A 24,543-nucleotide genomic window follows, 5' to 3' on the forward strand; every position below is an offset into this window, starting at 1 on the left:
GGCCCTTTTTCACCAGCGACGCTCGAACCGGCGGCGCAGGAAGATGGCGGTGAGGTTCATTGCGAGCAGGAACAACAATAGCACGATGATCGCCCCGCCCGCACGTTCCACGAAGGCGGGATCGGCCCGCTGCGTCCAGTTGTAGATCTGCACCGGCAGCGCCGTCGCGGGATCGAAGAACCCGTCGGGCGGCGCGTCGGGATATTCCCGCACGAAGGCCACCATCCCGATCAGCAGAAGCGGCGCCGTCTCGCCCAGGGCCTGCGCCAGCCCGATGATCGTGCCGGTCAGGATGCCGGGCATCGCCAGCGGCAGGACGTGGTGAAGCACGCTCTGCATTTTCGACGCGCCAAGGCCCAGGGCCGCGTCGCGGATCGAAGGCGGCACCGCCTTGAGCGCGGCGCGCGTGGCGATGATGATCGTGGGCAGCGTCATAAGCGTCAGGACCAGGCCACCGACGATGGGTGCCGACTGCGGCAGGCCCATGAAATTGATGAAGATGGCCAGCCCCAGGATGCCGAAAACGATGCTGGGCACGGCCGCCAGGTTGGAGATGTTGACCTCGATCACGTCGGTCCAGCGGTTCTGCGGTGCGAACTCCTCCAGATAGATGCTCGCCGCCACCCCGATGGGCAGCGCCAGCGCCAGCACGATCAGCATCATGTAGATCGAGCCGAGAATCGCAACGCCCAGACCCGCTGCCTCTGGCCGGGTATCGGAGCCGTCGGGCGCGGTCAGGAAGCGCCAGTTGAACCCCGTCCGCAGCAGTTCCGCGTTGCGAAGCTCCTCCGCCAGCCGAAGCTGCTCCGGCGTCACGTTGCTGTCGAGTTCGGCCGACGCATAGGTCACGCGCCCCTTGAAGAATCCGTCGATCCGGCCTGATGCCAGCACCTCCACTGGAACCGTCTGGCCCACAAGATCGGGGTTCGCCAGGACATGCCGACGCAGTTGCGCCACGCTTTCGTCCGAGATCATCTCGTCGAGCGCGCGGTCGTCCACCTCCGCCTCGATGCCCGCCGCCGCGATGGTCGCAGCCAGTCCCTCGCGCAGCAGCGGCGCATAACGGAACGTCGTCACGCCGGCCATCGCCGCCGGATCACGGGTGCCCGACGGGTCGAGCCGCGCGGCGTCGAGCGGCACGTCGATGCGGATCGTGGTCTGGCGGAAGGCAGATGCGCCGTTCGCCAGGATCGACACCAGGAGGACGACAAGTGCCACGATGCCGATGGAGACGGCGAGCAGGCCATAGATGCGGAACCGGCGTTCCGCCGCGTTGCGTCGGGCGGTTCGCGCGTCGCTGACCAGCAGGCTGCCCTGCCCTGCCCGGCCGTTTCCGCGCGTTGCATCGGTCATTCGTATTGCTCCCGGTAACGGCGCACGATGAACAGCGCCAGCACGTTGAGGCACAGCGTGATCACGAAAAGCGTCAGCCCGAGCGCGAAGGCCACCAGCGTCTCGGGCGAGGCGAAGTCGGTGTCGCCGGTGAGCTGGCTCACGATCTTGACCGTGACGGTCGTCATCGCCTCGAACGGGTTGAGGTCAAGCCGTGCCGCGGCCCCCGCCCCCAGCACCACGATCATCGTCTCGCCGATGGCGCGCGAGGCGGCGAGCAGGATCGCACCGACGATGCCGGGAAGCGCCGCCGGCACGATCACCTGCCGAATGGTCTCGGACTTCGTGGCGCCCAGCCCCAGCGACCCGTCGCGCATCGCCTGCGGCACCGCGCTGATGATGTCGTCGGACAGGGACGACACGAAGGGGATGAGCATGATGCCCATGACCAGCCCCGCCGTCATCACCGAGGACGCCGAATTGCCAAGGCCCAGCGGCTCCGCAAATGCATCGCGCAGCAAGGGCCCCACCGTGACCAGCGCGAACAGGCCGTAGACGATGGTGGGGATGCCGGCCAGGATCTCGATCAGCGGCTTGGCCACCGTGCGGAACCGCTTGCCCGCATATTCCGACAGGTAGATCGCGGCGAACAGGCCGATGGGCACCGCCACCACCAGCGCGATGAACGAGATGTAGAGCGTGCCCCACAGAAGCGGCAGGATGCCCAGTTGCGACGCTCCGCCCCGGCCCGAAAAGCTGGGCGACCAGGTGGTCGAGAAGAAGAACTCCTGCCATGGATACTGGTCGAAGAAGCGCATCGCCTCGAACAGCATGGACAGGACAATCCCGAGCGTCGTGAGGATGGCGACCGATGCGGCCGCGATCAGCAGCAGGCGGACCGCCTGTTCGACCGCGTTGCGCGCCCGGAACTCGCCCCGCGACCGGTGCAGCGCCCAGACCGCGCCGATCGCCGCCACGGCCAGCAGGGTCGCCAGCATCGCGCGCCGCATCGCCACCGTCCGTGCATGGTATTCCACCGCCGCCGTGAGCACCGCCTCGGTCAGCGGCGCGGCCATCACGGTGCCGCCGGCGCGCAGGGCCTCCGTCGCCTCCTTCAAGTTCATCGCGGCGATCCGGCCGGCATCGATGACGCCAGCCCGCGCCGCATCCTCCAGCCCCTCCGCCACGCGCTGCACGTCCGAGAGCGTCAGGGCGAGGGTGCTGCCCGGCGCCACGGCGTCGCGCGGGAAGTCGGCGGCCACCATCCGCTCGATCATCAACGGCTGAGCCACGGTCCAGAGCGCCAGGACGATCAGCGCGGGCACCATCGTCGCGAGAAGCGCGTTGAGCCCGTAATGCCCCGGCAGGCTGTGCAACCGCCGCGCATCGCCCGCCACTGAAGCTATGGCACGGCGCCTGCTCAACCCATAGGCAACAAGGCCCATAACGATGAGGATGGGCAGAACCCAGGTCAGCGGCATCGGCAGGCTCCTCGGTCGCGCTCAAACCTCACGGCATGACCGTCCCGTCCAGCAGGACCGCCTGTGTCTCGGCAAGGTCGGGGTCGGGCACCAGCCCGTAGTCCGCCAGCGGCCCCCCCGGCCCCGCCAGATCGTCGCTGACAAAGAACGTGGCGAACTCCTTGAGGCCCGGAATGGCGTCCAGATGCGCCTTCTTCAGATAGAAGAACAGCGGCCGCGCCACTGGATAGTCGCCTGCCGCGATGCTGGCGGTCGTCGGCACCACGCCGTCCATCGTCGCCACCTTCAGCCGGGCGGTGTTGTTCTCGTAGAAAGACAGGCCAAAAACGCCCACACCGTTCGGGTCGCTCTCTGTCCGGGCCAGCGTCTCGGTATAGTCGCCGTCGATGTCCACCGCCCGCCCGTCGGTGCGAAGCGACATGCAGGCGTCCTCCACCGCATCCTCGTCCAGACCGCTCGCGGCCAGCGCCTCGGCCGCGCCCGTGTCCTCGCATCCCTGCAGGATCACCTTCTCCTCGAACACCTCGCGCGTGCCGTGCTTGGTGCCGGGGATGAAGGCCAGGATCTCCACGTCGGGCAAGGCCGGGTCGATTTGCGACCAGCGTGTGTTGGGGTTCGGCACCATCGCGCCCCCCTCGTCCGGAAGGCGCGCGGCGAGCGCGCGGTACCACTGCGACGGAGTGAAATCGGCGAACTCCGGGCCATCCCGCTGGCTGGCGAAGACGATGCCGTCGTATCCGATACGAACCTCGATGATGTCGGTCACGCCATTGGCCGCGCAGGCCTCGCGTTCTCGGTCGCGGATGGCCCGGCTGGCGTTGGCGATGTCGATGGTGTTCTCGCCCAGCCCCTCGCAAAAGCGTTTCAGCCCGGCCGATGACCCGCCCGATTCCACCACCGGCGTCGGAAAATCGTAGTTGTCGCCGAAAGCCTCCGCCACGATGGACGCATAGGGAAGGACGGTGGACGATCCGGCAATCTGCACCTGATCGCGCGCGACCGCCGCGCCGGCCCAGCAAAGAAGCGCGGCCAGCACCGCGCCGCGTCCCGTCATGGATCCCATCCGAAGCCCTCCGACGCTTTCGGGGCACTCATGCCGCGTGGATGTAACGGTTTCATGACAGTGCCGGAAAAAGGACGGTCACGATGGTGCCGCGCCCCTCGACGCTGTCGATCCGCAGGCGACCACGGTGCCGGTTCACGATGTGTTTGACGATGGCGAGGCCGAGCCCCGTCCCCCCCTGTTTGCGCGACCGGCCGGTGTCGATGCGGTAGAATCGCTCGGTCAGGCGCGGCAGATGTTCCGGCGCGATGCCGGGCCCATGGTCTGCGACCGACAGCCGCCAAGCCGGGCCGCGGATCACCGGGTCCCGGTCGACGGAGGCGATGGCGACCTCGACCGCGCCCGGCCGCGCGCCGTATTTCACGGCGTTGCCGATCAGGTTGGTCAGCACCTGCATCAGCTGGTCGCGATCTCCGGCCATCGGCGCGGCCGGGGGACAGTCGAGCGCGATCGCCACGCCCGACGCTTCCGCGCCGGGACGCAGCGTCGCCGCCGCCTCGCGGGCGAGCGGGCTGAAATCGACGGTGGCGGTCGGCCTGCGACGCGACTGCTCCTCCACCCGCGAGAGCGACAGAAGGTCCGAGACCAGCCGGTCCATCCGCGCCACCTCCCGCGACATGAGTGCCAGGAACCGCTCCCGCGCGGGGGCATCGTTGCGGGCGGTGCCCTGCATCGTCTCGATGAAGCCGCTCAACGCGGCGAGCGGCGTCTTGAGTTCGTGGCTCACGTTGGCGACGAAATCGCGGCGCATCGACTGCCCCGCCTGCGTGTCCGACACGTCGCGGAAAACCAGCAGAACCTGCCCCTCGGCCACCGGCGTGATAGCCACGTCGAACGGCGTTTCGACCTCCCCGGCGGAGTGGATGAACCGGGCATGGCCGGGCACCTGCCGCACCAAGGCCTCGCCGACGGGGCCGAGCAGCGCGGGCTGCCGCAGGACGCTGACATGCGACCGCCCGACGATCCAGACGCCCAGCTTGTCTTGCGCGGCCCTATTGGCCAAGGCGACCCGCCCCTCGCCGTCCAGCAGCAGCGCAGGCTCGACCAGCGCGTCCAGAACCGCGGCGATCACCCCGGGCGCGCGGCGTCGAGCGCGGCGGTGAAGTCCTGCCGCAGCAGCTCGAAAGGCTCGCACCCGACCGAGACGCGGAAGAACCCTTCGGTGATGCCGAGTGCCGCCCGTCCCTCACGTGTCAGGGCCCTATGGCTGCTCGACGCCGGATGCGACAGGGTGGTGCCCACGTCGCCCAGCGTCGGGGCAAATGCCAGCCCCGGCGCCGCACGCGTCAGCGCGTTCGCCGACGCCCGGCCGCCGCGCAGCCGGAAGCTCACCATGTTGCCCCATTGGCCGTTCAACAGTGCGCCGGCCCGATTGTGGTCGGGGTGATCGCGCCGGCCGGGATAAAGCACGGTCTCGACCGCGTCGTGCTCCGCGATCAGGTCGGCCAGCGCCGCCGCATTTGCCTGCGCGCGCTCGAACCGCATGTCGAAGGTATACATCCCCCGCTCAGCCATCCAGCAATCCCAAGGGCTTGGCGTCAGGCCGAGGGTGACGTTGGTGTCATAGATCGCTTTCCGGTGCCCCGCTTCGCGCGTCAGAACATAGCCCAGCGTCACGTCGCTGTGCCCGGCCAGCAGCTTGGTCACCGAGTGGATCACGACGTCCGCGCCACGCGAAAAGGCCGGGAACCCCACAGGCGTCGTGAAAGTGTTGTCGACAACGAGGATCAGCCCCCGCTCGCGCGCCAGCCGCTCGATCCCCTCCATGTCCGCGATCCGCAGCGTGGGATTCGAGACGACTTCGACCAAGAGGAGCTTCGTCGCCGGCGTGATCGCGGCGGCCATCGCAGCCACGTCGGTCGGATCGGCCAGCGTCGAGGTGATGCCCCAGCGGGGCAAATCCTGCGTCAGCATCCGCAGGCTGCGCCCGTAAAGCTGGTTGCCGCCGACGATGTGATCGCCCTGTCCCAGCAGGCCGAGCAGCGTCGCCGTCACCGCCGACATGCCGCTGCCCGTGATGATGCCGCCCTGGCCGCCTTCCAGCCGGTCGATCATCTGCGCCAGGACGTCGGCGTTCGGGTGCCCTTCCCGCCCGTAGGTATAGCCCCGCGCCCGTCCCTCATACTGGTCGTCGAGCGCGTCGGGATCGGGAGAAGAATAGACGACCGAAGGTTGCAGCGGTGTGACCACGGCCCGGCTGACCGAGGTCGGGAAGGCCGTGCGGCGGATCAGGTTCGGACGGCCGCCAGTGTCAGGGTCGGACATGAAGTTCACCTTGCAAGTATTCGATCAGGTTCGGATCGCGCCGTCGCCGGTCACGAGGTATTTGAAGCTGCAGAGCTGTTCGGCCCCCACCGGCCCCCGCGCATGCAGCTTGCCGGTGGCGATCCCGATCTCGGCGCCCATCCCGAACTCACCGCCGTCGGCGAATTGGGTCGACGCATTGTGCATCAGGATCGCGCTGTCCAATCGTTCGAAGAAACGGGCCACGGGGGCCGGATCCTCCGCCAGGATGCAATCGGTGTGCGATGACCCGTAGCGCCGGATATGCGCGATGGCATCGTCCACGTTATCAACAACTTTTGCCGCGATCTTCATGTCGAGAAATTCGGTTCCCCAGTCGTCTTCCGTCGCCTTGACCGACCCCCGCAGCCCGTCCCCTGCCCGCACCTCTACTCCCTCGGCGATCAGGTCGGCGACGATCCGGGCGCCAAGCCCCTCCGCAATGTCGCGATGGATCAGAAGGCATTCGGCGGCGCCACAGATGCCCGTGCGGCGGGTCTTGGCGTTCAGGATCACGCGGCGTGCCTTGTCAGGATCGGCGGAGGCATCGACGTAGATGTGCACGATGCCTTCCAGATGCGCGAAGACGGGCACCCGGGCCTCCCGCTGGACCAGCCCCACGAGGCCGCGACCGCCGCGCGGCACGATCACGTCGATGTGGTCCACCGCGCGCAGCATGGCGCTGACGGCACCCCTGTCGCGGGTTGGGACGAGCTGAATGGCGGCTTCGGGCAAACCGGCAGCCCGAAGCCCCGCAACCATGGCGGCATGGATCGCATGGCTCGAATGGAAGGACTCCGATCCGCCCCGCAGGATCACGGCATTGCCCGCCTTGAGGCAGAGCGCCCCCGCGTCCGCCGTGACGTTGGGCCGGGATTCGTAGATCACGCCGACCACGCCCAGCGGCGTCGCGACGCGGCGGATGGTCAGGCCGTTCGGCCGCTCCCATTCGGCCAGCACACGCCCGACCGGATCGGGCTGGGCGGCGATGGCGCGCAAGCTGCCGACGATGCCGTCCACTCGCCCGGCGTCCAGCCGCAGCCGGTCCATCATCGCGTCCGTCAGGCCGCGATTCCGCCCCACGGCAAGATCGCGCTCGTTCGCCTCCAGAACGGCATCCCGTGTATCGGCCAGAGTCTCGGCAGCGGCCTCCAGCGCGGCGCGCTTGCGGTCCGCGGGGGCGCAGGACAGGTCGGCGGCCGCGGCACGGGCGACGGTGCCGATCCCGTGCATCATAAGGTCGATGTCGTCGATGCTGTCGGTCATCAGAGGGCCATGTCGTCGCGGTGGATCAGGGCGGCCCGTCCCGCATAGCCCAGCCGGGCCGCGATGTCACCGGATCGCAGCCCCCGGATGCTGCGCGCCTCATCGGCGGTATAGCGGATCAGACCCTGCCCCATCTTGCGGCCGTCCGGTCCTTCGATGGCGACCGGATCGCCCCGTCCGAAAGTGCCGCCTACAAAGGTGACGCCCGCGGGCAGGAGCGACTTGCCCGCCGTCAGCGCCTGCGCAGCACCGGGGTCGATCGCGATAGTGCCGCGCGACTTCATCGATGCGATCCACCGCTTTCGCGCCGCCTGCGGGTCGCCCTTGGCCGTGAACCACGTCGCCTGCGCCCCCTGCGCCAGCGCCGACAGGGGGCGGTCGCAGCCCAGCGTGATCGCAAGCGCGCAGCCCGCGTCGGTCGCCGTCCTCGCGGCCATGACCTTGGTGATCATGCCGCCTTTGGACAGGCCCGATACACCGTCGCCCGCCATGGCGGTAATGTCGTCGTCGATGGCCTCGACAACGGGCAGGTGCCGGGCGGAAGCGTCGAGGTTGGGGTTCGCGGTATAGAGGCCGTCGACGTCGGACAGGAGGACACAGACATCCGCCCCCGCCATCGCCGCGACCTGCGCGGCCAACCGGTCATTGTCGCCGAACCGGATTTCGTCTGTGGCGATCGTGTCGTTTTCGTTGACGACGGGGATGACGCCGAGCGCCAGCAGCGTCTCGAAGGTCGCGCGCATGTTGAGATAGCGGCGCCTGTCCTCGCTGTCGTCGAGCGTCAGCAGGACCTGTGCGGCCATCAAGGGCGCCAGCGCCGCCTCGTAGGCCGCGGCGAGCCTGATCTGCCCCACGGCGGCGGCGGCCTGCGACTGTTCGATGCTGAGCGGCGGCACCAGGCCCAGCCCCCGACGGCCGAGCGCGATGGAGCCAGACGACACCAGGATCACGTCGCGTCCCCCTGCCCGCAGACCCGCCACGTCGGACGCCAACCCGCGCAGCCAGTCGGCCCGCAGCGCGCCGGTGTCGCGGTCGACGAGCAGGGCCGATCCGATCTTGACGACGATCCGCCGGGCCCCGTCCAAAGGCGATCCGGTCAGAGCGGCGACCAAGGCGTCTCCCCCGTGTCGTCCTCCGACGGTGTGCCGGGGGCGGCCTTTCCGATCATGACGCGCAGGGCGCGCAGCACCTCGGTCACGCCCTCGCCCGAGACGCCTGACATGGCCATGACCTCGGCCCCGGCGGCTTCCGACAGGGCCGCGCGCTTCTCGGCCAGCTCCTTCGTCGGAATGGAATCGACCTTGTTGAGAACGGTGAGCCGCGCCTTGTCGACCAACCCCTCGCCATACATCTCGAGCTCGGTGACGATGGTCTGATAGTCGGCCACGACATCCGCCGCCGTGCCATCCACCAGATGCAACAGTGCGCCGGACCGCTCCACATGGCCAAGGAAGCGGTCGCCCAGGCCCCGGCCTTCGTGCGCACCCTCGATCAAGCCGGGAATATCGGCCACCACGAATTCCACGCCGTCCACACCGACGATGCCCAGGTTCGGCACGAGCGTCGTGAACGGGTAGTCCGCGATCTTGGGCCGCGCGTTCGACGTGGCTGCGAGGAAGGTCGACTTGCCCGCGTTGGGCAGGCCCAGCAGCCCCACGTCGGCGATCAGCTTGAGCCGCAGCCAGATTTCCCGCTCCACCCCCGGCTGGCCGGGGTTGGCCCGGCGCGGTGCCTGGTTCGTGGACGATTTGAAATGCTGGTTGCCGAAGCCGCCGTTGCCGCCCTTGGCCAGCACGATGCGCTGGCCCGGCTCCGTGAGGTCGGCGATCACCGTCTCCTGATCCTCGTCCAGGATCTCGGTGCCCACGGGGACGCGCAGAACGATGTCGTCGCCATCCTTGCCGGTGCGCTGACGGCCCATGCCGCCCTGCCCCGACTTGGCGAAGAAATGCTGCTGATAGCGGAAGTCGATCAGGGTGTTCAGTCCCTCGACCGTCTCGACGATGACGTCGCCGCCGCGCCCGCCGTTGCCGCCGTCGGGTCCGCCGAATTCGACGTATTTCTCACGCCGGAACGAGATCGCACCGGAGCCGCCGCTGCCCGAGCGGATGTAGACGCGGGCCAGATCGAGGAATTTCATGTCCTGCCCTTACGCCCCGCAGGTCGCGGCCTCAAGTCACCTGTCGGCCGGCGCACCCTCGGCCATCTGCCGCATGTAGGTCCAGGTCGGAACGACTGCGCCGCGGGCAACGCAAAACGTCTCGGCATCGCCGATGTAGTCGAAGCCCGCGTTGGTCAGGACCCGCGCCGATGCGGGGTTGTCCTGAAAGATGGTGCCGAAGATCTGCCGACGATTCAACGGATTGGCCGCTACCAGGGCCGTCACCGCCTCCGACGCGATACCTGCGTTCCAGACGATCGGAGCGACCCAGAAGCCGATTTCCGCCTGATCCCGGTCCATCGTCTTGAGGCTGATGATGCCGACGAGTTCGTCAAGCTCCGCCTTGGACGCATCCATCGCCCAGACGGTATCGTCCCCCTGCCCCGCCAAGACGCGCGTGACGAAGGCATCGGTCGCGCCCGGCGGAAGCGGATGCGGAATCGACGAGGTGTTGGACGCGACGCGCTTGTCGCCGGCATAGAGGTCGATCAGGCCCATGTCCGACCGCCGCAGGGGCCGTAGGGTCAGCCGGCTCGTCTGGATCGCCGGCTGCGCCTGCGTCGTCACGGTGTCGGAGCGGTGGGGGGCACGCTGGGGCGTCATGTCGGACCTGCAGGCGAGGAGCGGAAGGAAACAGCGGCCGCTGCAAACGTCCGCCTAGAACAACATGGCCACGAACCGCGGCGGTTTGAAGGCGATGGCCGATCATGCTGCAGCCCGATCCGTTCAAATCACGTCCTTTGTCCGGGCCGGCCCGGAGGACGCGGATAGCGCCCGAGGCCGAGAACGGACGGTCTCGCCATCATACCGTACGGGATGACCGATCGAGAGAGCCACCGATGGGGGATCCATCTGTCAGTCGCCATTTCCGACTGCAAACGACACGGGGGACCGACCTTCGCCGATCCCCCGATATCCAAACCGTCAAGATCGGCTTATTCGGCAGCCTCGGCCCGCGGCAGGACGCTGATGAAGGTGCGTCCCTTGAAGCCCTTGCGGAAGGTCACGGCGCCATCCGTCGTGGCAAAGATCGTGTGATCGCGACCCAGGCCCACGCCCTCGCCCGGCCACCACTTGGTGCCGCGCTGACGCACGATGATGTTGCCCGCAATGGCCTGCTGGCCCCCGAACAGCTTCACACCCAGACGACGGCCGGCGGAATCGCGGCCGTTGCGGGAGGAACCACCGGCTTTCTTGTGTGCCATGAGATATTACTCCTGTTCTGCGGCGAACTGCTTCGCCTGATCGATCCAGCCGTCGCGCTCGATCCGGCCCTTGAACGACAGCTTGTCGTCCATGTAGGCGATCTCATCCGAACCCCAGGCGATGATCTGGTCGAAGTGATAGACGCCGTTGTCGTGCAGCAGGCTCTCCAGCTTGGGACCAACGCCCGAGATCTTCTTCAGGTCGTCGGCCTTCCCGCCACGCGCTTCGGTCAGCAGGTTATCGGGGCGAGTTCCGATCGTCGCCTCCGTATCGTCCACAGCCTTCGTCGGAGCGGCCTTTGCGGGCGCATCCTTCTTGGCTGCAGGCTTCGACGCGCCCTTCACCGGCTTGTTCGACGCAGCCGGCATGGCCGCGAGATCGGCCGCCGACAGCGAGCCTGTGCCCACGGCCGCCTTCACGCCCGACGCGTCCGCGCCCGAGGCGAGGATGTCCGTTACCCGCAACAGCGTCAGCTTCTGCCGGTGGCCCTTGGTGCGCTTGGACGAGTGCTTTCGCCGGCGCTTGACGAAATGGATCAGCTTCTCGCCCTTGATCTGGTCGATCACGTCGGCCTGGACGGCGGCGCCTTCAATCAGGGGGGCGCCGATGGTCATCGTGTCGCCACCGATCATCAGCACGTCGTTGAACTGGACCTTCTCGCCCGCTTCCGCGGCCAGACGTTCCACGCGAAGCACGTCGCCCGCGGCGACCCGGTATTGCTTCCCACCGGTTTTCAGAACGGCGAACATCCGTTCTCTCCTTTGTGTCCATCGCGCCCTGCGGTCCCCCGGTCGGGGCGTTGACGGCACGGTCCCACAGGACGTCGCACCACCTCGGACAGCGGCCCCGTGATGGGGCATGTATGAATGGCAATGGGCCGCAAGAATCCTCACGGCCCACGCGCGGTCTATTCCATGCTACCCTCCTGGGTGTCAAGCGACGCGCCGATCACGATAATCCACACGATCCTCTTGCAGCCCCCGCGCCGCTTGCCTAAAGACGCGCCACCACCCGTGCGGAGAGGTGCCGGAGTGGTCGAACGGGACGGTTTCGAAAACCGTTGTGGATGAAAGTCTACCCAGGGTTCGAATCCCTGTCTCTCCGCCACTTGACCCGGCATGTTTCCATTTGGTTCGTCCCTGCCTTGGTTTCGGGCAGGCGACGCATGGCCGCCCGCCCGTCGACAGGGGTTCAGCCGCGGCGGCCGCGGTCACGAGGAGTTAGGGCTCCGTCGTCGTCTCGGTCCACCCGCTTGACGATGTCGCCGAACCTTGCGTCCATCTCCCCGTCCGTGATGACGCCGTCGCCATCCGCGTCCAGGTTCTGGAACGCATCGACCATCCGCGACCGGGTAAATTCGCGATAGAGTGTGTCGAACTCCTCGATGCTCAGCGCTCCATCGCCGGAAGCGTCGGCCTCACCGACCTTCATTGCGCGATACGCGTCGATCTCGGCCTGGGTAACCGATCCGTTGCCATCGGCATCGATGTCGGCGAAAACGGCGGCGAACATTCCGGACCCGCCATGTCGACCGGCTTGCCGGCCGCCGCGATGTCCGCGATCACCGCGGTCTCCACGCATCTCGCCGCGATCGCCGCGCATCTCGGCACGGGTTTCGGCCGCGGGACGGTTGGGATCGGCGGGCGCGGTCTGCGCCGTCGCCATGAACGCTCCCGTTCCGGCCAGTGCGATCGCGAGGACACTCACGGGAAGGTACTTCAGGGTTTTCATTGTCTCGTCCTTTCACATTTCACGTCGGAGACGCCTTGGCCTCCGATGTTCCCCATATGGCGCATGGCGGGCCACAAGGTTTGTCAGCCCGTGGCCCGGTTTGTCGTCGATCGTCGCGACAGGTCCGGCTGATACGATCTGCGACAAACAATCCGACCCGGGATCGACAGCCGGGGGGAAAAATGAGGTATCCCTTCCGGTGAATCGATCCCGCCGCCTCGCTCTAAGGAACACGTCCTGGAATCGTCCGACCCGCAGATCCTGATCGTCGACGACGCCCGCGACATCCGCGAGCCGCTGGGCCAGTACCTGCGCCGGCAGGGGTTTCGCACGCGGCTCGCCGCCAATGCCGGCGAAGCGCGGCGGATCGTGGACGAGACCCGGTCGGCGCTGGTCGTGCTCGACATCATGATGCCGGGAGAGGACGGATTGAGCCTTTGCCGCTGGCTCGTCTCGCGCGGCGGCCCGCCGGTCATCCTGCTGACCGCGATGACCGATGAGACCGACCGGATCGTCGGCCTGGAACTGGGCGCCGACGACTATCTCGTCAAACCGTTCAACCCGCGCGAGCTGTTGGCGCGCATCCGGGCCGTGCTGCGCCGCGCGCCTCCGCCCGAACAGAAGGTCGCGTCGGGGCGGCGGCGGTTCGGCGGATGGATGCACGACCCCGCCGCCCTCTCCCTGCTGCACGAGGACGGGCGCGCGGTGGAGATCACCTCCGGCGAAAGCCGCCTTCTGGGCGTCCTGCTCGATCACCCGCACGTCGTCCTGAGCCGCGACCGCCTGCTCGACCTGACGGTGGGGCGCGACGCGAGGGCCTATGATCGCGCCATCGACAACACGGTGAGCCGCCTGCGCCGCAAGATCGAGGCCGACCCCAAGGCGCCGCGCCTGATCGCGACGGAATGGGGCGGCGGCTATCGGCTGGCCGTCGACGTGGCGGACGCATGAGCGCCCTGCGCCGGTTCCGGCCCGACGGTCTCGGGGCACGCTTCGCCCTGCTTCTGGTGGTGGCGCTGGTCACGGCGAACCTGATCGCGCTGGCGCTCCTGTCGTTCGACCGGGCGCGGCAGGACCGGGCGGCCCTTGTCGAGCGCGAGGCGGAGCGCATCGTCTCGCTCGTGCCCGCGATCGAGGCGGTGGCCCCTGCGGTCCGGCGCGCCATCGCCCGCAATGCATCCACCCGGTTCTCCCGGGTGTCGGTCGATGCCGAGCCGCTCGTCGGTGACACCCCCCGCGCGCCCCGGTCCACGGCTTTGATGCGGCAGTTGATCGAAGCCCTCGGGGACCGTCCCCTGCGGGCGGCCGTGAGGGCGCGCCCCGACCGGGAAGGACAAGGCGGCCCGGCGATGATCGCCGTTTCCATCGCCTTATCGGTCCCTGAGGGCGAGGCGGCGCAATGGCTCAACGTGGTCTCGCGGGGGTACAGACGGCGGCCTGAGGGGCCGGACCAGGAAATATTCCTCATCGTCCTCGGGCTGTCGCTGGCCTTGGTCCTCGGCGCTGCATTGCTTTATGTGCGGCGGCTGACGCGACCCCTGCGGGAGCTGGCCGACGCCGCCCGCGCCGCGGGACGGGGCGACCGCACCGCGCGGGTGGCTGAGGCGGGCCCGCGCGAGATGCGGGATGCCGCTGCGGCCTTCAACGACATGCAGGGCCGCATCGCGCGTTTCGATGCCGAGCGGATGCGGACGCTCGCCGCCGTCGGCCACGACCTTCGCACGCCGATCACCAGCCTGCGCATCCGTGCCGAACTGCTGGAGGAGGCCGATGCCGCGCCGATGATCCGCACCCTGGACGAGATGACCGTGATGGCCGACGGGCTCGTCGCCTATGCGCGCGGCGCCAGAGATGCCGAGACGACGCGGGACATCGACCTCGCCGACCTTCTCCGCCGTCTTTGCGGGGAACGCGGCGCGGAATTCGACGGGACCAAAGCCGTTGCGGTGACAGGCCGACCGGTCGCGCTGCGCCGTGCCTTCGGGAACCTCGTCGACAACGCAGTTCGCTATGGCGGCAGAGCGCGGGTCCACCTGTCGCGGGATGGCCCGGATGCCGTCGTCACCGTGGAGGACGACGGCCCCGGCATTCCGCCGGAGCGTCTGGCCGCCGTTCTCGAACCCTTCGTGCGGGGCGACGACAGCCGCAGTGCGCAGACCGGCGGCGCGGGCCTCGGCCTGTCCATCGCGCAGACCATCGTCGCGGCGCACGGCGGCGCGATCACGCTGGAAAACGGGGCCGAAGGCGGCCTGCGGGCGACCGTTCGCCTTCCGCGGACGAAAGGCGCGCGTTCCTCTCAGGCGGGGACATGAGCATCCCTTGAGGCGTCCGTCGCTTCCCTTGACAGGTCGCCGCGCCTATCAAGGGCCGGACAGACAGGGGAGGCCCGCATGAAACGCTCCGACATCAACGCGATCATGGCCGAGGCGGATGAGATGATCCGGCGTCACGGCTTCGCCCTGCCGCCCTTTGCCCATTGGACGCCGGAGGAGTTCGCGGCGCGGGCGAAAGACGCGCACCAGGTCATCGACGCGCGTTGCGGTTGGGACATCACCGATTACGGCGCGGGCCGCTACGCGCAGATGGGGCTGTTCCTCTTCACTCTCCGCAACGGGCTCCTGTCGGACCTGCGGGCGGGCGGTGGCATGTGCTATGCCGAGAAGCTTTTGATTTCCCGACAGGATCAGCTTTCCCCCATGCATACCCATGTTCTGAAGGCCGAAGACATCATCAACCGCGGCGGTGCCACGCTGGTGGTGGAGCTTTACGGATCGGACGATGCCGGGAACTTCGCCGAAGACCGGGGCGGCACCGTCTGGTGCGACGGCATCCGCCATGAGTTCGCGCCGGGCGAACGGCTCCGCCTCGCGCCGGGCGAAAGCGTCACCCTGCGGCCGGGCGACTGGCACGCCTTCTGGGGCGAGGGCGGCGATGTCCTGATCGGCGAAGTCAGCACCGTCAACGACGACGAGACCGACAACATCTTCCGCGAACCCATCGGGCGCTTTGCGGAGGTCGAGGAGGACGTGCCCCCGACACGCCTGCTGGTCAGCGACTATGGGACCTGGCTGCGGGGATAGCCGCCCTGCCCCGGCCTGTCCCTCACTCCCGTGACGTCCGCAGGCATTCCGCGCCCGGAATCCGACCTGCCGCCGTGTCGACGGGATCGGGGTTGTAGTTGAACCAGAAGCGTTCCGTCCCCGTGTCGCGGATGCGGACGCCGCGCGGCATGGCCAGGGTCTGGACATCCGCGCGCTCGCAGACGTCGGCGATCAGACGGTCCAGCAGCGCCTCGTCGCCCCACCCCCCGGCATAGGTGATGCGCCCCTGACGCACGACGACCGGCGTGCCGTCCGTGGCGGCGAAGACAATCTCGGCCGTGCCTTCGATCTCCTCCCTGTAACCCGTCACCGCACCCCCGCCCGTGACCGGAACCGGCAGGTCGGGACGCAGGCTTTCGACCCGCGCGACCGTGGCGTCGAGACCGGGAAAGGCCGGCGGCAGCGGCACCGGGATCGTGAAGTGGCCGTCACGCGCGGCGCTGCGCGGTCCGATCGCCACCTCCGCCCCGCTGCCGGCCAGAGCCGACTTCAGATCGTCGGGCACATGCATGAGGCCGGGCGCGAAGATTGCACGATAGCCGGCGAAGTCGCGCGTGCCGGGGGGCAGGATATCGACCGACAGTCCGGCCCGCCGCAACGCACGGTAGTGATCGAAGATCAGCGCGAAATAGCTCAGTCCCCGCCCGTGCGGCTGCACCTTCCAGGCCCAGTCGGCCGCGTAGTCGAAGATCAGCGCGACGGGGGCCTGCGCTGCGACGGCGTCGGGCGCCTCCGCCAGTTCGCGCGCGACCGCACGGGCTTCCGCCAGCCCCGGCGCCTCGGCCCCGTCGGGGCGGAGCAGGCCGGCGTGCATCTGTTCCTGTGCGAACGGCGCCTGCCGCCAGCGGAAATAGCACACCGCCTCCGCCCCGTGCGCGAAGGCCTCCCACGTCCACAGACGCACCATCCCGGGCAGCGGCGCGGGGTTCCATGGCGCCCAGTTCACGGGGCCGGGCTGTTGTTCCATCACCCACCATCGGCCGCGCCCGACAGCGCGGTAAAGATCGTGGTGGAACGCCTGGAAGTCCGGATCGCCTTGACGTGCGAAACGGCGCTGATCCGCCACGCCCGCCCCCACGCGGTCTTCGAGGAACCCGAGGGGATAGCTGTCCCACGACGCGATATCGAGATCGGCGCCCACCGCGAAATGGTCGAAGTCGGTCACGCGGCCCATGTAGTTGTGGGCGATCGGCGCGCCGGAATGGGCGCGGATGGCATCGACCTGCGCGCGGTTGAAGCGGACGACCTGGGCAGAGGAAAACCGCAGGAACGCGAGGCTGTGCGCGGGGTTCGGCTCCGTCACCGTCAGGTTCGGCAGGTCGATGTCGTCGAAGTCGCCATAGTCCATCGACCAGAAGACATTGCCCCAGGCCCGGTTCAGCGCGCCGATGTCGCCGGCGTTGCCATCTGACGACGCAAACTGGCCGCGGAGCCAGTCGCGGAAGGCGCGGCGTGCGGCGTCGGAGTAGGAGACCACCGTGTCGTGGCAGCCGTATTCATTGTCGGTCTGCCAGGCGGCCACATGCGGATTGCGGCCATAGCGTTCGGCCAGCGCGGTCACGATGCGGCGGCACTCCTCGAGATAGCCTTCATGGCTGAAGCAGTAATGCCGGCGGGAGCCGAACTTGCGCGGGCGGCCCTCCACGTCGATGGCGAGCATGTCGGGGTGCCGGTCCAGCATCCACCGGGGCGGCGTGGCGGTCGGCGTGCCCAGCACCACGCGCCGCCCTGCCCCGCCCAGCGTTGCGATGGCGCGGTCGAGCCAGTCCCAATCGAGGCGGCCCGGCTCCGGCTCCAGCCGCGACCAGGAGAATTCCCCGATGCGGACCCAGGTGAGCCCCGCCTCGGCCATGCGGCGCGCGTCGTCCTGCCACTGCTCCTCGGGCCAGTGTTCGGGGTAGTAGCAGACCCCCAGCGTCCGCTGCAGGACCGGCGCTTCGCGGGAACCCGACGGTTGGCTCATCGCTCACCCTCCTTCAGGTCCTCGTAGGCCGCGCGAAGGCCGCTCAACGTCATCTCCTCCGCTCCGACCTGGCGCGCGCGGACACCCTGCAGGTCGAGCGCCGTCCGGTAGGCGCCCGCGATCCCGCTTTCGCCCATGACCACGATGTCGCGCCCGAGCCAGTAGGGCCGCGCGCCGGCCAGTTCGGCCCCGATCAGCAAACCCGACAGACGCGACCGCGCCGCGACGGGATCGAGCCCATGCAAAAGCGCTTCGGCCCGGAGCGTGAACAGATCGCGCGCCAGCACCTCGGGCTGGGAAACGGTGCGCGCGACGGCGTCGGAAAACGGCCCTTCGTCCATCCCGGCGGAGGCGATGCCATGGCGCAGCACCGACCGGTCCGCCAAGAGCGCGAACATCTCACCGGTCATGAAGGTGCGGAAGCTCACCACCTCGCCCGCGCTGACGTGCACCCATTTGCAGTGGGTGCCCGGCAGGCAGATGACGCCGTCGAAATCGGGTTCCGTCCTCAGAAACCCCGCGATCTGCGTCTCCTCCCCGCGCATCACGTCGGCGGGTGCGTTCTGCCTCAGGCCGGGAAGGATGCGGACGGAGAGGCGCTCGCTTTGCGTGGCGACCCGCGTGGCCTGCCGGATGCCGGGGGGCGCGCAGGGAACGGCGGCATAGCGCGCCTCCGCCCATCCCTGGCGCGATCCGGCCATGCCGCAGCAGATCACGTCAAGGCACCCCGCGCCCGGCAGATCGTCGCGCAGAAGGTCGAGCAGGACAGGCTCGAACTCCTCGCGGCGGAGCGTGCCCATGCCCCGGTCGCTGTCGATCCGGCCGAGGACCGCACCCGCCCGGTCCATCCGCCAGAGACGCAGGTGCGACGTGCCCCAGTCCGCCGCGATCCAGTCGGGCCTCATGCGCGCATCGGTCATCCCGTCACCACGACGCCGCCGTCGATCACCAGCGCCTGCCCCGTCATCATCCGCGACAGGTCCGACGCCAGGAACAGCGCGCCGCCCACGATATCCTCGGGGGCAAGCGAGTCCTTCAGGCACTGGCGGTCGATATGCGCGGCGAGGCCTTCGGGCGTCACCCAAAGGTCCCGCTGCTTCTGCGTCAGCACCCATCCGGGGGCGAGCGCATTGACGCGGATGCGGTCCGGTCCGAACTCCCGTGCGAGGGCGCGGGTCAGGCCGTTGATGCCGGAATTGGCGGCCACATAGGCGGGATAGCCCGCGTTCCCCATCATGTAGCTGATCGACGAGAAGTTGATGATCGACCCGCCACCCGCCGCCTGCATCCCCGGAATGACCGCCTGCGCGGCAAAGAAATAGGCCTTGAGGTTGATCCCCGTCGACCGGTCCCAGAAGTCCTCGTCCACGTCGAGGGTCCTGTGGCGCTCGTCGTTGGCGGCATTGTTGACAAGAACGGTGATCGGCCCCTGCGCCTCTGCCGCCCGGTCCACCGCCGCCTTCAGGGCCGCGACGTCGGTGATGTCGCAGGGAATGAACAGCGGCCGCGTGCCGGTGGCGCGCTCCATCTCGTCGCAGAAGGCGCCGGACTCGGACCGCTGGACGAAAGCCACCCGCGCGCCCTGCCGCAGGAACCCTTCGGTCAGGCTCGCCCCGATGCCGGAGCCGCCGCCCGTGATGAAGACCGATGTGCCGCTCAGGTCGTGGAATGTCGCCGGCAGGTTCATCTCTCGCTCTCCCGCGTCGCTGGTCATACTCGTTCCCCTTCGACGACCCACATGCGTTCGGGAAAGCTCCACGGCAGGGTCAGGCCGTGGTTCATCAGGTATTGCCCGCTCAGGACGACAGGTTGCGATTTCAGGACCGGCTCGCCGCGCGACAGGCCGGACGCGTCGCCCCGGTTCAGCAGCTCGATCCGGTAGCGCGCATGGGGCGACAGCCGCGTCAGGCGCAGGGGACGCGGGACGGTCTGCGTCGAGGTGGCGGCCTTTCCGGCGAAGACGACGAAGCGCCCGCCGTCCTCGGCCTGTTGCTGTTCGGCGATGACGGCCGGATCGGCGCTGTCGAGCCGCAGGATGTCGGCGCGGCCCATCCATTCGCGGTTGCGCTTCCACCATTCCGTCACCTCGGTCAGGACACGGGCCTCCTCCTCATCCAACTCGCGCGGGTCCATCTCGAACCCCATGTGGCGCTGCGCGGCGACCCAGGCCCGGAACCGGATGTCGAGCACGCGGCCCGAGGTGTGACATTCGCGTGGGCCGACATGGCTGCCCGTCACGACGAAAGGCAGGAAGATCGCCGCGTTGTGCTGGATCTTCAGTCGCTCCAGCGCGTCGTTGCTGTCGGAGAGCCAGACACGGTGCGTGCGCCCGAGGATGCCGAAGTCGATCCGCCCGCCCCCGCTTGCGCAGCTTTCGATCTCGACCTGCGGAAAGGCGTGGCGCAGACGGTCGATCAGGGCGTATGTTCCCCGCGTCTGTGCCGCGTCGGGCATCGGCAGCACGCGGTTATGGTCCCATTTGACGTAGTCGACGGGATGCGCCGACAGGATCGCGCCGATCCGGTCGAACAGGACATCGCGCACCTCCGCCCGCGCCATGTCCAGCGCCTTCTGGTTCCGCCCCAGGATCTGGTCGTCCGGCCCCAGCGCCCAGTCGGGATGCCGGCGGTGGACCTCGCTGTCGGGGTTAATCATCTCCGGCTCGAACCAGATGCCGAAGGTCATGCCCAGCGCGTGGACATGCTCGATCAGAGGCCCGAGGCCGTCGGGATACTTGCGCGCATCCACCACCCAGTCCGACAGCGCGCGCGTATCGTCGTCGCGATTGCCGAACCAGCCGTCGTCCAGCACGAACCGCTCGGCCCCGAGGGCGGCGGCGCGGGTCGCGATCTCCTTCAACTCGGGCATATTGTGGTCGAAATAGACGGCTTCCCAGCAATTGTAGTGAACGGGGCGCGGGCGGTCCGGCCTGGGAAAGCGCAGGATCCGGTCGCGCAGGTGCCGCTGGAAGGCGACCGCGCAGCCGTTGATCCCCTCGTCCGAAAAGACGGCGTAGAGCGTGGCCGACTCGAAGCGCGTGCCGGGCGACGTCTCGATCCCCGCCGCATGGCCGAACTGGATCTGCCGGCGACCGTCGGACAGCTCCTCCGCGACCATGCGGTGCCCGCCCGACCATCCGTAGTGGAAGCCGAACGCCTGACCTTGCGTATTCGTAGCCCCCCGGCAGGGGACGATAAGGCCGGGAAAATGTTCGTGCCCCGTGCGTCCCGTCCGGTTGTCGCGGCAGCGGATGCCGGGGGACCAGGGGGTGGCGTTCATCTGGAACTCGCCGCACCAGCGGCCCGCGAAATCGTGCATCTCGTCGGAAAGTTGCGGCCCCGGAAAGACCGGGGCGGCGAGCCAGTGGAGGTGGACGGGTGCTGCGCTTTCGATCGTGGACCGCGCTTCGATCACATGCGTGTCGCCGCAGGTCGCGAAGGTCGCGCGATAGGTCAGCCCGTGACGCTCGTCCCGGTAGAGGATAACCAGCCGGTCGCCCTCTTCTTCGGCTTCGACGAAGCGGAACGCCGGCAGGATCGACGTGCCCTCCGCGTCGCGCAGCATCAGGCCCGGCTGGCCCGGAAAGCTCTGCGTGGCCTCCGGGCAGATCGACAGGTCGGGGGTGCGATCCAGCATCCCGCCCGTGACGTCCAGCGCCCCGGCGGCCGTCAGCGCGGCGAGGTCCTCGCCCTCCGGCAACCGCGGGCCCCAATAGACGATCTGCGGCAGCCGCGCCCCATCGGAGGCGAGGATCAGGCTCTGCCGGCCGTCGGCAAGCGACCAGTGCCGCATCACTTCACCGCCCCGAGGGTCAGGCCGGCGATGAAATGCCGCTGCATCAGGAAGAACATCGCCACCGGCGGCAGGGCGGCCAGGATCGACCCCGCGCTGACAAGATGCCACTGCGCGATCCATTGCCCGTTGAGCGACGACAGGCCCGCCGTGATCGGCTGCGACTCGGGCGAGTTCGACAGGACGGTCGCCCAGAAGAAGTCGTTCCAGATGAAGGTGAAGATCAGGACGCTCAGCGCGGCGATGGCGGGCCGCATCAGGGGCAGGACGACGTGCCAGAATATCCTGACCTCGCTCACCCCCTCGACCCGCGCCGCCTCGATCAGTTCGAAGGGAAGCGCCTTGATGAAGTTCCGCATGAACAGCGTGCAGAACCCGGTCTGGAACGCGATGTGGAACAGCGCGAGCCCGTACCATGTGTTGTACATGTCGAGGCTGAGCGTCAGATCGCGCACCGGCACCATCAGGATCTGGAACGGCACGAAGTTGCCCGCCACGAACATGAAGAACACCAGAAGGTTCGACCTGAAGTTGTAGATGGCGAGCGCGAAGCCGGTCATGCACGACAGCGCCAGCGCGCCGATCACCGTGGGGATCGTCACCTTGAACGAATTGAGCATGTAGGAGGCCATCGGCGAATTGGCGAAGACCTCCCGATAGTTCGAGAAGGCGATGGAGGACGGCATCCCGAAATAGTTCCCCTGCGCGAGGTCCGACGCCGGGCGCACCGATGTCACCGCCACGCCCAGAAGCGGCAGGAGCCACAGGAAAAGCGCCACGGGCACGGCCACCCTATAGAGCCATCGCGTCGCGGTCGGCGCCTGTTCGATGGGTCTGGGGAACATCCTAGCGCTCCCTCTCGTCGCGCCACATCTTCCAGATGAAGCCCGAGATGAAGATCATCATGATCGCGAACAGGACGACGGCGATGGCCGCGCCATAGCCCATCCGATAGCCGTATTCCGACAGCGCCTGTTCGTACATGTAGAACGACAGGACGCGGCTCGACCCATAGGGCCCGCCGTCCGTCATCACCGACACGAGGTCGAAGGACCGCAGCGCGCCGATCACCGTCACCACCACCGCGATGAAGGTCGCGGGGCGAAGCTGCGGCAGGACGACGTGCCAGAGCATCCGCCACCCCTTCGCCCCGTCGAGCCGGGCCGCCTCGATCTGGTCGGTCGCCACGTTGTTGAGCCCGGTAAGGTAGAGGATCATCACATAGGCGATCTGCGGCCAGAGCCCCGCGGCGATGATCCCGTAGGTGACATAGCGGTCGTCGGCCAGGATCGCGACGCCGGTGCCGGTCAGCCACTCGATCAATTGATAGAGCAGGCCGAAGTCGGGGGCGTAGAACCACGAGAAGATCAGGCCGACCACGACCTGCGAGATGACGAAGGGAAAGAAGAACATCGACTTGTAGAGCCGCATGCCCCGGATCGTCTGGTTGAGGAAGATCGCCATCATCAGGCCGGCGGGAACCGACAGCATGTAGAGCACGAGCCAGAGGACGTTGTTCCAAAGCGAGGTATAGAACGCGTCGTCGTCCATCAGTTCGGCGTAGTTCGCGGCCCCGATCCAGACCTTCTCGCCCAGCCCGTCCCAGTCGTAGAGGCTGATCCACATGCTCTGGAAGATCGGGCTCACGACATAGACCGCGAACATGGCGAGGCCGGGTGCAAGGAACAGCCAGGGCGCGAGCCTCCGCTGATGCGTCCGCCAGCGGGAGCGGGGCGGCATCTCGGCCGAGGCTGCGGGCAGTGCGGCGCGGGTCATCGAGGGCCTCCGGTGGGTCTGCGGGCGGCCGAAGGGATCGGCCGCCTCGCAAGTCTTACTGGTAGATGCGCGTCCGCGCCTTTTCGAGCCGGTCGAGGATCCGGTCGAGGTTCTCGGGCTTGACCATGAACTCCTGGAAGCCCTCCATCCCCATCTTGGCCATTTCGGCCGGGGCGTCGCGGTCGAAGAACTGCGCGATGCCGCCCTCCGCCGTGGACAGCGTCTCGAACCCCGCCTTCAGGAACGGATCGTCGGGCACCGTCGCGTCCTTGTTGATGGGAAGCTGACCCATCGCCGCGTTGATCGTGTTCTGCGCTTCGGCCGTGGCGAGATAGGCCAGGAACGCCTTGGCGTCGTCGGGGTTCTGCGCCGCGGTCGGAATGTGGACCGTGTCCGTCGGCGCCTCCTCCGCGCGCGGGATGTCGGTGGCGATCTCAGGGAAGCGCATGAAGCCCAGGTTCTCCTCGGTCATGCCGCCTTCCTTGAAGACAGCGACGGCGAAGTTGCCCATAACGTAGTTCGCGGCCTTCCCCTGCACCAGAAGCGCCGCCGCGTCCTGCCATTCGAGCGCGGCGTGGTTCTTCGTGACATAGGGCTGGACCTTGGCCCATTCGTCGAAGACGGCCCTCACCCGCTCGTCGGTCCAGGGCACCTCGCCGGAGGTCAGGTCCATGTGGAAGTCGTATCCGTTGGTCCGCAGGTTGAGATAGTCGAAGATGCCGGCCCCCGGCCATAGCGCCTTCGTCCCGGTGGTCAGGCAGTCGATGCCCGCCGCCTCGAACGCCTCGCAGTTGGCCACGAATTCCTCCCAGGTGATGTCCTCGACCCCCGGCACCTCGACGCCGGCCGCCTCATAGGCGTCCTCGTTCATGTAGATGCCCCACTGGTAGTAGGTGTAGGGCACGCCCCACTGCTTGTCGTCGATGGTCATGGAGGCGAGCGCGGAGCCGAGCGACTCCTCCAGCCCGTTCTCCTCCCAGACGTCCGATACGTCCATGAACTGCCCCGAAGTGACGAAGGGCGCCATGCGGTTGCCCGCGTACCAGTTGGCGAGGTCGGGCGCGTCGGCGGTCAGGAAGTTGCGGATCGCCGTCTTGTAGCCTTCGTGGTCGAAGTTGTTGAGCTGGATCTCGATCTCGGGGTTCGCCGCCTCGAAATCGGCGATCACCTGCTCCATTGCCGCCAGCGGTGCGGGATCGAAGTCGGCGTTGTAACGGACGATGCGCTTGTCTTGGGCGACGGCGGCCGTGGTCGTCAGCAACGCGGCGGAAAGGGCGAGCGCGCCCTTCGCATAGTGGAACATGGTGTCCTCCCTGACAGGTTCCATTTAGTGAAACACGATCTTGAATATTGGAAACTATGTTCGCTAGACTGCCTCTCGTCAACAG

22 protein-coding genes, 1 tRNA gene and 1 pseudogene are annotated in these 24,543 nt (G+C 68.0%); 4 read left to right on the top strand and 20 right to left on the bottom strand.

The annotated features are described in order from the left end of the window. Positions 1–9: 9 nt before the first annotated feature. The 12 genes and pseudogenes from pstA to JAN5088_RS14255 all read right to left on the bottom strand — a co-directional run bounded on the left by pstA (position 10) and on the right by JAN5088_RS14255 (position 11,541). Positions 10–1,353, bottom strand: a complete 1,344-nt coding sequence (gene pstA, locus JAN5088_RS14205) for a phosphate ABC transporter permease PstA (RefSeq protein WP_082430026.1) — start codon at positions 1,351–1,353, stop codon at positions 10–12. Further along, on the bottom strand, positions 1,350–2,813 hold the full coding sequence (gene pstC, locus JAN5088_RS14210; protein ID WP_055683487.1) for a phosphate ABC transporter permease subunit PstC: 1,464 nt from the start codon (positions 2,811–2,813) through the stop codon (positions 1,350–1,352). Before pstC ends, pstA begins: the two co-directional genes overlap by 4 nt. Before the next feature lie 28 nt (positions 2,814–2,841). Beyond that, positions 2,842–3,867 (bottom strand): PstS family phosphate ABC transporter substrate-binding protein, encoded by a 1,026-nt coding sequence (locus JAN5088_RS14215; RefSeq protein WP_233489800.1) that lies wholly within the window; start codon positions 3,865–3,867, stop codon positions 2,842–2,844. A 61-nt stretch (positions 3,868–3,928) separates the two neighbouring features. Beyond that, the gene (locus JAN5088_RS19765) at positions 3,929–4,297 is read right to left on the bottom strand and encodes a sensor histidine kinase (protein WP_442354556.1); all 369 of its coding nucleotides are present in this window, start codon (positions 4,295–4,297) and stop codon (positions 3,929–3,931) included. Between the two features lie 141 nt (positions 4,298–4,438). After that, positions 4,439–4,627, bottom strand: a pseudogene (locus JAN5088_RS19770) (histidine kinase dimerization/phospho-acceptor domain-containing protein); the annotation flags it as partial. A gap of 317 nt (positions 4,628–4,944) precedes the next feature. Further along, entirely contained in the window at positions 4,945–6,141 is a 1,197-nt protein-coding gene (locus JAN5088_RS14225) for a trans-sulfuration enzyme family protein (RefSeq protein WP_055683490.1), read from the bottom strand. 24 nt (positions 6,142–6,165) lie between these two features. Further along, positions 6,166–7,425, bottom strand: coding sequence for a glutamate-5-semialdehyde dehydrogenase (locus JAN5088_RS14230; protein ID WP_055683491.1), 1,260 nt, complete (start codon positions 7,423–7,425; stop codon positions 6,166–6,168). Then, positions 7,425–8,510, bottom strand: a complete 1,086-nt coding sequence (proB, locus tag JAN5088_RS14235) for a glutamate 5-kinase (RefSeq protein ID WP_143114743.1) — start codon at positions 8,508–8,510, stop codon at positions 7,425–7,427. Before proB ends, JAN5088_RS14230 begins: the two co-directional genes overlap by 1 nt. A gap of 11 nt (positions 8,511–8,521) precedes the next feature. Continuing rightward, positions 8,522–9,565, bottom strand: a complete 1,044-nt coding sequence (gene obgE / locus JAN5088_RS14240) for a GTPase ObgE (protein WP_055683492.1) — start codon at positions 9,563–9,565, stop codon at positions 8,522–8,524. A 36-nt stretch (positions 9,566–9,601) separates the two neighbouring features. Beyond that, on the bottom strand, positions 9,602–10,189 hold the full coding sequence (locus tag JAN5088_RS14245; RefSeq protein ID WP_055683493.1) for a GNAT family N-acetyltransferase: 588 nt from the start codon (positions 10,187–10,189) through the stop codon (positions 9,602–9,604). Positions 10,190–10,521: 332 nt separating this feature from the next. After that, positions 10,522–10,791, bottom strand: a complete 270-nt coding sequence (rpmA, locus tag JAN5088_RS14250; protein ID WP_055683494.1) for a 50S ribosomal protein L27 — start codon at positions 10,789–10,791, stop codon at positions 10,522–10,524. A gap of 6 nt (positions 10,792–10,797) precedes the next feature. Continuing rightward, positions 10,798–11,541, bottom strand: coding sequence for a 50S ribosomal protein L21 (locus tag JAN5088_RS14255; protein WP_055683495.1), 744 nt, complete (start codon positions 11,539–11,541; stop codon positions 10,798–10,800). A gap of 268 nt (positions 11,542–11,809) precedes the next feature. On the opposite strand from JAN5088_RS14255, the gene JAN5088_RS14260 reads away from it, so the two are divergent. Continuing rightward, positions 11,810–11,899: transfer RNA gene (locus tag JAN5088_RS14260), tRNA-Ser, on the top strand. An 84-nt stretch (positions 11,900–11,983) separates the two neighbouring features. Here the strand turns inward: JAN5088_RS14260 and JAN5088_RS14265 are convergent. Then, entirely contained in the window at positions 11,984–12,457 is a 474-nt protein-coding gene (locus JAN5088_RS14265; RefSeq protein ID WP_158448492.1) for an EF-hand domain-containing protein, read from the bottom strand. A gap of 303 nt (positions 12,458–12,760) precedes the next feature. Here JAN5088_RS14265 and JAN5088_RS14270 point away from each other — a divergent pair, with 303 nt between their 5' ends. From JAN5088_RS14270 to JAN5088_RS14280, 3 genes are all read left to right on the top strand, one after another. Then, positions 12,761–13,474 (top strand): response regulator, encoded by a 714-nt coding sequence (locus JAN5088_RS14270; protein ID WP_055683497.1) that lies wholly within the window; start codon positions 12,761–12,763, stop codon positions 13,472–13,474. Further along, complete coding sequence (locus JAN5088_RS14275; RefSeq protein WP_055683498.1) at positions 13,471–14,835, top strand: ATP-binding protein; 1,365 nt, start codon at positions 13,471–13,473, stop codon at positions 14,833–14,835. The genes JAN5088_RS14270 and JAN5088_RS14275 overlap by 4 nt, the downstream gene beginning before the upstream one ends. A gap of 78 nt (positions 14,836–14,913) precedes the next feature. Then, the gene (locus tag JAN5088_RS14280; RefSeq protein WP_055683499.1) at positions 14,914–15,603 is read left to right on the top strand and encodes a D-lyxose/D-mannose family sugar isomerase; all 690 of its coding nucleotides are present in this window, start codon (positions 14,914–14,916) and stop codon (positions 15,601–15,603) included. Between the two features lie 22 nt (positions 15,604–15,625). Here JAN5088_RS14280 and JAN5088_RS14285 read toward each other — a convergent pair whose 3' ends face one another. The 7 genes from JAN5088_RS14285 to JAN5088_RS14315 are packed head-to-tail and all read right to left on the bottom strand — an operon-like array spanning position 15,626 to position 24,458. Further along, complete coding sequence (locus JAN5088_RS14285) at positions 15,626–17,587, bottom strand: beta-galactosidase (RefSeq protein WP_233489801.1); 1,962 nt, start codon at positions 17,585–17,587, stop codon at positions 15,626–15,628. Then, entirely contained in the window at positions 17,584–18,507 is a 924-nt protein-coding gene (locus JAN5088_RS14290) for a 2-dehydro-3-deoxygalactonokinase (RefSeq protein ID WP_055683500.1), read from the bottom strand. Before JAN5088_RS14290 ends, JAN5088_RS14285 begins: the two co-directional genes overlap by 4 nt. Then, the gene (locus JAN5088_RS14295; protein WP_055683798.1) at positions 18,504–19,274 is read right to left on the bottom strand and encodes an SDR family NAD(P)-dependent oxidoreductase; all 771 of its coding nucleotides are present in this window, start codon (positions 19,272–19,274) and stop codon (positions 18,504–18,506) included. The genes JAN5088_RS14290 and JAN5088_RS14295 overlap by 4 nt, the downstream gene beginning before the upstream one ends. Positions 19,275–19,297: 23 nt before the next feature. After that, complete coding sequence (locus JAN5088_RS14300) at positions 19,298–21,379, bottom strand: alpha-galactosidase (protein WP_055683501.1); 2,082 nt, start codon at positions 21,377–21,379, stop codon at positions 19,298–19,300. Further along, entirely contained in the window at positions 21,379–22,224 is an 846-nt protein-coding gene (locus JAN5088_RS14305) for a carbohydrate ABC transporter permease (RefSeq protein WP_055683502.1), read from the bottom strand. The genes JAN5088_RS14300 and JAN5088_RS14305 overlap by 1 nt, the downstream gene beginning before the upstream one ends. Position 22,225: 1 nt before the next feature. Beyond that, complete coding sequence (locus tag JAN5088_RS14310; protein WP_055683503.1) at positions 22,226–23,155, bottom strand: carbohydrate ABC transporter permease; 930 nt, start codon at positions 23,153–23,155, stop codon at positions 22,226–22,228. 55 nt (positions 23,156–23,210) lie between these two features. Then, complete coding sequence (locus tag JAN5088_RS14315; protein ID WP_055683504.1) at positions 23,211–24,458, bottom strand: ABC transporter substrate-binding protein; 1,248 nt, start codon at positions 24,456–24,458, stop codon at positions 23,211–23,213. Between the last annotated feature and the right edge of the window lie 85 nt (positions 24,459–24,543).

It is taken from the genome of Jannaschia rubra (assembly GCF_001403735.1).
Taxonomy (GTDB): domain Bacteria; phylum Pseudomonadota; class Alphaproteobacteria; order Rhodobacterales; family Rhodobacteraceae; genus Jannaschia; species Jannaschia rubra.